Source organism: Protofrankia coriariae, assembly GCF_001017755.1.
Taxonomy (GTDB): Bacteria; Actinomycetota; Actinomycetes; order Frankiales; family Frankiaceae; genus Protofrankia; species Protofrankia coriariae.
Window position 1 is genome coordinate 27,262 of record NZ_JWIO01000010.1, and the last position, 7,853, is coordinate 35,114.

9 protein-coding genes and 1 pseudogene (1 of these 10 running past the window's edge) are annotated in these 7,853 nt (G+C 70.4%); 6 read left to right on the forward strand and 4 right to left on the reverse strand.

What is annotated here, in order from left to right:
- On the reverse strand, positions 1-889 hold the 5' portion of the coding sequence (locus tag FrCorBMG51_RS08445; protein ID WP_052914485.1) for a helix-turn-helix domain-containing protein. The gene continues 35 nt to the left of window position 1, outside the view; 889 of the gene's 924 nt are visible here — the first part of the coding sequence; its start codon is at positions 887-889; its stop codon lies beyond the left edge, outside the window.
- Positions 890-1,124: 235 nt separating this feature from the next.
- Here FrCorBMG51_RS08445 and FrCorBMG51_RS08450 point away from each other — a divergent pair, with 235 nt between their 5' ends.
- The 6 genes from FrCorBMG51_RS08450 to FrCorBMG51_RS08475 all read left to right on the forward strand — a co-directional run bounded on the left by FrCorBMG51_RS08450 (position 1,125) and on the right by FrCorBMG51_RS08475 (position 4,128).
- Positions 1,125-1,289: a hypothetical protein gene (locus tag FrCorBMG51_RS08450; RefSeq protein WP_162233188.1), complete on the forward strand. Its 165-nt coding sequence runs from the start codon at positions 1,125-1,127 to the stop codon at positions 1,287-1,289.
- Positions 1,290-1,332: 43 nt separating this feature from the next.
- The gene (locus FrCorBMG51_RS08455; protein ID WP_047222541.1) at positions 1,333-1,545 is read left to right on the forward strand and encodes a DUF397 domain-containing protein; all 213 of its coding nucleotides are present in this window, start codon (positions 1,333-1,335) and stop codon (positions 1,543-1,545) included.
- A 15-nt stretch (positions 1,546-1,560) separates the two neighbouring features.
- Positions 1,561-2,682, forward strand: coding sequence for an NAD(P)-binding domain-containing protein (locus FrCorBMG51_RS08460; protein WP_047222542.1), 1,122 nt, complete (start codon positions 1,561-1,563; stop codon positions 2,680-2,682).
- A gap of 39 nt (positions 2,683-2,721) precedes the next feature.
- Positions 2,722-3,231 (forward strand): NUDIX hydrolase, encoded by a 510-nt coding sequence (locus FrCorBMG51_RS08465; RefSeq protein WP_235433434.1) that lies wholly within the window; start codon positions 2,722-2,724, stop codon positions 3,229-3,231.
- Between the two features lie 365 nt (positions 3,232-3,596).
- On the forward strand, positions 3,597-3,827 hold the full coding sequence (locus tag FrCorBMG51_RS08470) for a hypothetical protein (protein ID WP_047222544.1): 231 nt from the start codon (positions 3,597-3,599) through the stop codon (positions 3,825-3,827).
- A gap of 115 nt (positions 3,828-3,942) precedes the next feature.
- Positions 3,943-4,128 carry a hypothetical protein gene (locus FrCorBMG51_RS08475; protein WP_162233189.1) on the forward strand — a complete coding sequence of 62 codons (186 nt, stop codon included), beginning with the start codon at positions 3,943-3,945 and terminating at the stop codon, positions 4,126-4,128.
- 830 nt (positions 4,129-4,958) lie between these two features.
- Here FrCorBMG51_RS08475 and FrCorBMG51_RS08480 read toward each other — a convergent pair.
- From FrCorBMG51_RS08480 to FrCorBMG51_RS26500, 3 genes and pseudogenes are all read right to left on the reverse strand, one after another.
- Entirely contained in the window at positions 4,959-5,147 is a 189-nt protein-coding gene (locus tag FrCorBMG51_RS08480; RefSeq protein WP_047222546.1) for a hypothetical protein, read from the reverse strand.
- A 128-nt stretch (positions 5,148-5,275) separates the two neighbouring features.
- The gene (locus FrCorBMG51_RS08485) at positions 5,276-7,432 is read right to left on the reverse strand and encodes an FtsK/SpoIIIE domain-containing protein (protein ID WP_047222547.1); all 2,157 of its coding nucleotides are present in this window, start codon (positions 7,430-7,432) and stop codon (positions 5,276-5,278) included.
- Positions 7,433-7,672: 240 nt separating this feature from the next.
- Positions 7,673-7,853: pseudogene (locus FrCorBMG51_RS26500) on the reverse strand (winged helix-turn-helix domain-containing protein); the annotation flags it as partial.

Consider the following 7,853-nt stretch of genomic DNA (forward strand, 5'->3'; position numbering starts at 1 on the left):
GCGGGTGGTCGCCGGCCGCGGCTTCCATCCGGTTCAATGCCTGCACCGCGGCTTCCATATCGCCGAGAGCCGCGTACGTCCGCGCCTCGTACGCGGCCATCCGCGCGCGCGTGTAGGGATGGTCATAGGGGCGCGCGGCGAGCAGATGACCGAGGGCTTGTTGGTGACGGCCCGTCCAGTAGGCGATCGATGATCGTAATGCCGCGATCGACGCGCACAGCACCGGTTCTCCGCTTTCAGCGGCATGATGCTCAGCGAGGGTGGCGAACCGGCGGGCGGAACGCATGTCGCCGGTGTTGAACGCCACCCGGCCGAGGTAGTAGGCGAACTGCCCACCAAGCAGGGTGAGCCGGGCATGGGTGGATGCGGATGTTCGCCTGTCGAGCGCGGTCTCGACCTGCCGCCAGCCATCGATGACGCGGGGGGCGGCCACCGCGTGCGGCACGGTCGTGTAGGTGGCTGCGATCTCGTCCAGGTCGGCTTCGAGCTCGTCCAGGGTTAGCCGGTCTGGTTCCGCCGCGGTGATCCGGTGGTACAGATCGGCTGCGACGTCGGCCGCTGCGGCGAGCGCTGAGGCTTGGAGTATCCGTCGCCGGTTCGTGGGTTCCTCCCCTCGTCCCCGCTGCGGACCGGGTGTGCTATGCCGCCGTGTCCGTTGCTGTTGCCACGCTTGGGCTCGCAGCGTACGCAGTTCCCCGCCGGCGTCCAGTGCCGCGTCCAACGCGTCGATGAGGTTCTCGGAGGGCACGGTCCGGCCGGACTCGGCCTGGGAGAGGTAGGCGCGTTGAAAGCCGATCAACGCGGCAAGCCGTTCCTGGCTGTACCCGACGGCGTGGCGTAGCTCCCGGATCCGGTCGGCCAACTCCCGCTTGGCTCCGCCGTCGCTCATCGCTGCCTCCCGGCATCGCGCAAGGGAGGTAACAGACGTAACCCGTTACCCGTAACGGGTTACGTACGGCCGCCTGTTACAGGGTGCCGTTACCCCACATACGCGATGTGTCGTAGTCGTGTCGGCACGATAACCGGCCGGCCACGCAGCCGATCCACGAACGGGAGATGTCGTGCTACGTACCGGGACCTGCGGGATCCAGACCCGACCCCGGCCCGACGTGCCGGCGGACGCGGTGCTCTACGCCGTCGTGGTCTACGGCCCGGATCAGCAGCCGGTCGAGGTGCTGTTGCCGTTTCACAGCGTGGCCGCCGCCGATCATCACGCGAAAAGCCGCGGATTGGACGGCCGCGTGGTGCCGATCACCTTCCCGTTCCACACTCCCCGACCGGGGAGCTAAGACCAGACCCGCCCATTTCAGGCCCAGCTAGAAAGGATCTTCCGTGTGCGTCCCGCGCGACGTTGCGCAGGTCACTTCGTCCTGGCGGCAGCCGTCCGTCCCGGACCCGAGGGCGGTGGACGCGGTGGAGGTTGCCCGCGGGCCGCATCTGGTGCTGATCCGGTCGTCGCTCGGCCGGCCGATCGGGGTTACGCCGGCGGCGTGGGCTCGGTTCGTCGGCGCGGTGAAGGCCGGCGAGTACGACGACATGATCTGACGAGGCGGAACTGTGATGGAGTCCTTCGAGCGGGCCCGACGTGACGCGTTCTTCACGAAGATCGTCTCTCGGTTCGCTTCCGATGAACAGGCCACCACCTTCCTGATCACTCATCTGCTCCCCGAACGGCCGGGGTTCGTCCGCGCGGTCGCGGCGACAAGCCGTCTGCGGGCGGTGCTGCCCAAACCGAAGTCGATCGACCCTGCGGCCCGGCGCGAAGTTGAGCAGTCCATCCCGGTCGACGCCCTCTCCCGCGATCTGTTCAGCGCCACAGGCACGGCGCTGGACTACTTCGAGACCCGCGCCAGAGGCGAACGGATCATGCTGCTCGACATCGGCGGCTACTTCGCCCCGACCCTGGCCCACCTGCACGGCCACTTCTCCGGCCAGCTTGTCGGGGTTGTCGAGGACACCGAGAACGGTCACCGTCGCTACGCGGACCTTGAAAAGCTCCCGTGCCCGGTGGTCTCTGTCGCCCGGTCTCCGCTGAAGGAACCCGAGGACTTCCTCATCGGCCAGTCCGTGGTGTTCTCCGCCGAGGCGGTCATGCGCGGCCGCGGTGACATCCTCCATGGCCGCCCCGCCCTCGTGATCGGCTTCGGGAAGTTAGGCAGCTCGATCGCCCGTCTCCTGCACGCCAAAGGTGTGCTGGTCACCGTGTACGACGTGGACCCGGTCCGCCGCACCCAGGCTCTCGCGCAGGGCTTCACCGTCGCCCGGGACCGTGAGAGGGCGCTGAACGACGCCGGGCTCGTGCTCTGCGCGACCGGGGCGATCTCCCTCCGCGGCGAGGACTTCCCGCACCTGCGTAACGGCGCCTACGTGGCCACCGTCACCAGCAGCGAAGACGAACTGGAGCTGACCGGACTACCCGCGGTCTACACACGCGCGAAGGTCAGCGAGCACGTGGACCGCTACCAGACCACCGGCCACTACTTCTACCTGGCGAACAGCGGGAACGCCGTGAACTTCCTGCACGGCGCGAGCGTGGGCCCGTTCATCTACCTTGTCCAGGCCGAGATAATCGCCGGGATCAGCATGCTCACCCGCGGCGCCCTGCCCTCCGGCATCCACGAGGTCTCCGGCGCCGACCGTGCCGCGATCGCGGCGATCTGGCTCAACTACTTCAACAGGTGATCTTCTGTGCCTATTACGGCAGAGCACATCCGTGCAACCTTGAACGGCTACCTTGACGCCTACCCGGAAGACAAGGGCGCCCTCGACCCCGTGTTCGGCCTCTTGGAGGATGGGGCAGACCTCACCTCCCGCAGCGAGTTCCGTGGCCACGCGACCGCCGGAGCGGTCCTCGCCCGACCTGGCGGGGAGATCCTGCAGATCCGCCACCTGGCTTTGGGCCGGTGGCTGCTGCCCGGCGGCCACCTGGAGACGGCGGACGCCTCCCTGCGGGAAGCTGCCCTGCGCGAACTGCTCGAGGAGACCGGCATCTCCGCCACCGCGGTGACCCTGGCATCTGACGGGCCGGTCCACATCGACGTCCATCCGATCCCCGCCAACTCCGCCAAGGGCGAGCCTGAGCATCAGCACGTCGACTTCCGGTTCGTCTTCCGCACCGCGGCCGATGTCGGGGATCTCCAGGCCGAGGAGGTCGCAGCCGCAGCCTGGCGGCCTGTTGACAGCCTTCCCGACGAGGTGCTGCGCCTGCGGATCGTCGCCGCGCTTCGCTGAAGGGTCGAGCCGCCCGCGGTGGCCGGCTGGTGCCCGCATGGGAAGGTCGACCGGACGGTGCGGGCACCCGGCCGCGGTCCGGACAGCAGCCGGTAGCCGGCCGCCCCGCCCGCGCGAAGGGCTGGCGGAAACCCTGGATGGTCGTCTCCTCGCCCGAATCCGTCGCCGCCCTGCGGCGCCATATGACCCCCGACGAAGTCCACCCCGGGCGGGGAGGGGAAGGGTGTCGGTAGTAGCGACACCCCCTGACCCTCACACTGCCAGTGTGATGCGCTGTCTCACCTAGACGCGCACTCGAAGACCACACTGTGGCCCATTCTGACCGCTTTGTAGCCGTTTGATTACTATCTTCGGACAATGTTGGCATGACGACGGAAGAGGAAGATGCCGCCGTCATCCCGCCGGCCGTGATGGCGCTGGTCCCAGACGACCACCCGCACCGGGCCGGTCTGCTGCGTGATCTCGCGGCGTTCTACGTCAGCGGCGGATGGACGGTCGAGCGCCGTCGCCGCGTCCGGCCGATCTACGACGCCATCGCCGCCCGCATCGAGCGCGAGCAAGCGGAGGGAGCGTCGCGGGAGGATCGCGATCCCTGACGGGTCAGACTTCCGGCCCGGGCGCGCTGGGGACAGAGCCATGCCGTGGTCCGCCTGTGCCCGCCTGTGGCACGTCGGTCACCCGCATCGCCACAATGGCGTCATGGACCGCATGGTGACCGGTATCGTCCTCCGTTGCCGTGACCACCGCCGGCCCAAGACCGGGCTGGACGCCTACCGGATCCCGCCGCGGGAACTGTGCGAGCGCTGCCGGGTCATCAGCCTTCCCCGGCTGAGCACGCCCGTTGAGCCCGACCCGCCGAAGCCGGGACCGTTCCGGCCGTTCTGGGAGCCGGTCTGACCAGCTCACCCAGGGGCGCGACCCGGGCGCGCGGGGAGCTGGCGGCCGATCTTGTGGTCAGCTACAAGACCGCTCCGTGCGACCCGGGCGTGCGGGGAGCTGACCCTCGGTGAACTTCAACTTTGCTGACGTCCACGTGCGCCCGGGCGCGGATGGGAGTCATCACCTTCGAGGAGGCTCGAAGGTGTCGCCGGGCGTGCGACCCGGGCGTGTGGGGAACTGGCCCGGTCTCAGACACCGGTCCAAGATGCCCGGGGGTGCGACCCGGGCGCGGGTGGGAGTCATCGCTTAGCGATCTTACGGATGCCCGTAAGATCGGTGCGCCCCGGGCGCGGGTGGGTAGTGATATTGGTCGGTCTTCACTCCCGCGCGAGGACTCGTCGCAACTGGGGGAGCGGAAGCACATGTGGACAGCTCGCGGAGAGATCTACGGCCAGAAAGATCAGGTTCTGCCGTGGGATGACGGGCCGTTGGACTGGCCCCCGGAGGTTCTCACCCTCACGATCGAAGACATCGCCCTCGGAACGAAGGTCGCCTACACCCCCACCGGGCCCGTTCGCCGACCTGAACCTCGACGACGAGGTGACCGTCATGGTCTGGCTCGCCCAGAAGGGCATGCAGCTCTCAGGCGACATCCCCACCATCGAGGTCACCCCCATCCCCGACGGCATCGTCGCCTGAACCAGCACACCACGTCCCGGACGCGCGAGGAGCTGGTACGGAGCGCCGCATACCCCCCGAGGGGTGAACACCGGCCGTGGGCCGTTCACGCAGCGACCCCGGCCTGAGGGATTCTCGAGACCGGGGTCGTGTGCGTTGTCGGCGTGGGGTCAGATGCGCCGGTCGCGGCGGCGGAGCCGGCGGACGGTGACGGTCACGTCGGGCCGGTCCTTGGCGGCGTCCAGCCGGGTCTTGAGGTCCCGGCGGCCGTAGACGGCCGCGGTGCCCCCGAGGGGGCCGAGCGGGCTGCCGTCGGTGTGGGTGGCGGTCAGAACGTGCGTGGCCTTCTTGCCGAACATCGGTTCTCCTTCGGGTACGGACGGGCCTGTGTGGCCGTCCTGGGCGGGTGGGGCGCACCCCCGCTACCGCCGCTACCGCGCAGGTCGCAGGGCTCTACCGGGCCTGCTACGCCGGTAGCGGGGGGTGTCTACGGATGGCTGCTGTGGCTGCCGGCCGGGTCGGTACCAGGGGGGAGCGGGCCGGTAGGCGGGGCCCCCTCTACCGGCCGGGCCGCGAGCACGTCCGGCGGGATCGCGCCTTCGATGTCGCGCAGGGTGTACCCGGCCCGGTTCTCCCCGTCGATCTTCACCTGCTTGGTGGTGCGCTTGACCCCGGCGCGGTCCAGCTCGGCCGCGAGGATGTCCGCGTCCCAGTCGCCGTAGCTGTCCTCGTCGACGTCGACCAGGCCGGCGAGGATATCCGCGGTCCACATCCGGGTCCGCGGCCCGAAGACCTCCATCACGTCGCCGATCACCTGCGGGATGGTGTAGCCGGCCGTGCCGGCCGCCGCGGCGATGTCCCCGCACGCCTGCCCGGTCAGGGTGCCTTCGGCCAGCCGCAACGCCCGGCCGCGGGCGCACACCCGCTCGAACGCCGGGTTGTCGAGGTAGTCCGCCTTCACCGTGACGAACGACGCCGGGCCGGTGACCAGCACTCCGACCCCGACGTGCTCTTCGGACAGCATGGAGGCGTCCGCCCCGGCCGCGGCCTTCCCGTCGCCCAACACCATGTCCGACGACGTCTTGTCGACGACCTGCGTGCTGTAGCGGTAGGAGACGATCTCCCGCAGCTTCGTCGGGACGCTCTTGGCGTCCGGCCGCTGGGAGGCGTAGACCGGCATGAACCCGGCTGCCGGCCCGCGCCGGGCGATCCGCGCGAGCTTGCCGATGATCCGCGCCCGGTCCTTCTCGGTCTCCAGCGCCTCGAAGTACTCCTGGAGCTCGTCGACGACCACGAGGATCAGCGGCAGGCCGTACCGGCGCATGATCTCCGGGGTGAGCTTGCCTTCCGGGCACACGCTGGTGGGCAGGCTGGCGAACAGCGCGAACCGCCGGGACATCTCGGCGATCAGCTCGTCGAGCATGGCCTCGAACGCGGCCAGGTCGGCATCGTCGGCGCCGCGGACATACCGGTGCGCGACCCCGCCGGCCGGCTTGAAGTCCGCGCCGCCCTTGCCGTCGGCGAGGTAGAGCCGCACCCACGGGTCCAGCACGGCCGCGGCCACCAGCAGCCGCATCGAGAACGTCTTCCCGCGGCGGGGGAGGCCGCCGAAGAACGCGCTCTGCCACAACAGGCCGATGTCGATCCGCCGGCCGCGGGCGTCCCGGCCGAACGGCACCGGCCGCCAGAAGTCGAACCGGTCGACGTCGACCAGCCCGGAGATGAGCGGCTTCCCGAGATACGGGTCGTCGTCGCAGACCCAGAACGACAGCCGCCGGCCGTGCCCTCCCTGATGGGCCCGGACCCGGGACATGTCCAGCTGGATTTCGTCCACGCCGAGTTCTGCGGCGATGGTGTCCCGTTTCCGGATGGCGTCGGCCGCGGTCTTCCCGCCGCCGAGCGGCAGGTCGACGGTGGACAGCCAGCCGGCACCCTCCCGGACGATCGGCGCGCACAGGATCAGCGCCCGGTCGGCCTTGAGCAGCCCGGCCGCGCGGAACGCCGCGTTCAGATGCTCCGGGGCCAGGCCCACGCGGATGTCCCGGTCGGCGCCGTACCCGGCCGGCTCGCCCGGCAGACGCATCCGCCGTCCGGCAACCGCCGCCGTGGCGGCCGCGGCGAGGCCGGAGATGACCGGCACCCATTCGCCGACCATGACCGCGGCGACCGTCTCGGCAGCCCCGGTTGTCGCCAGGGTGGCGCCGGTGAGGTACCAGCGGATCCGCCGATGATCCCGGACGATGAACACGTCCTTGCCGAGCTTGCCGGTGGCCGCGTCCCGGAGCTCGGCTGCCAGGTCTTCGGCGCGGACCCATCGCCACCAGAACCGGCCACCGCGCCACACCCCGCGCAGGATGGCCACCGGTGACCGGCGCAGGCTGCGGACCGACGCCCGGACCGCGACCCGGCCGCCGTAGTCGATCCGGGCGCGGGCCACGGTCGCATCCGTCAGCCACACCGGCAGCCGCAGCGGTTCGTCGACCATCGGACGCCGGGCGGGCAGCACCACGCCGTCCAGGGGCGTACCCGCGGCCGGGGTGACCGGCGTGGCCGGCTCGACCTGTTCGGGGAGGGCCGGCACCCACGGGCCCGGGACGACTTCGCCCACGGCGGTGTCCTTGTCGAGTTGTGCCGGTTCGGTCATCGCCGGCCTCCCGGGGGGTCCAGCCCGGGACCGGCACGTCGGCGGGCAGGACCAGCGTGGACGCGCCCAGCGGGGAGATCCCGGCCGCGGTCGACACGGCGATCTCGATCCGTTCGGCCGCATCCACGACCGCGACGACGACCAGGCCGACGATCCGCAGGACCAGGACCACCACGGCCAGCAGGACGATCCCGGTAGTGGCCCACCACCGCAGGGAGCGGATTTCCGCGCGCATGTCGGTCATGACGCGGTCACCTCCGCCCGGCGTAGCGCTGACAGATGGTTGCGAACGGTCGACACCGTGACACCGACCATCGGCGCCCACTCGGTGGCCAGCTGCCGGTCCGACCGCGGGTCGTCGGCCGGGATCCGGCTGACCAGTTCGGCCACCCGATGCCGGGTCGAGCCGCTGGCATGGCTC

Bases quoted from the DNA above. Each gene is read 5' to 3' on its own strand.
- FrCorBMG51_RS08460 (WP_047222542.1), top strand. From the start codon at position 1,561: ATGGAGTCCTTCGAGCGGGCCCGACGTGACGCGTTCTTCACGAAGATC.
- FrCorBMG51_RS08470 (WP_047222544.1), top strand. From the start codon at position 3,597: ATGACGACGGAAGAGGAAGATGCCGCCGTCATCCCGCCGGCCGTGATG.
- FrCorBMG51_RS08480 (WP_047222546.1), bottom strand. From the start codon at position 5,147: ATGTTCGGCAAGAAGGCCACGCACGTTCTGACCGCCACCCACACCGAC.
- FrCorBMG51_RS08485 (WP_047222547.1), bottom strand. From the start codon at position 7,432: ATGACCGAACCGGCACAACTCGACAAGGACACCGCCGTGGGCGAAGTC.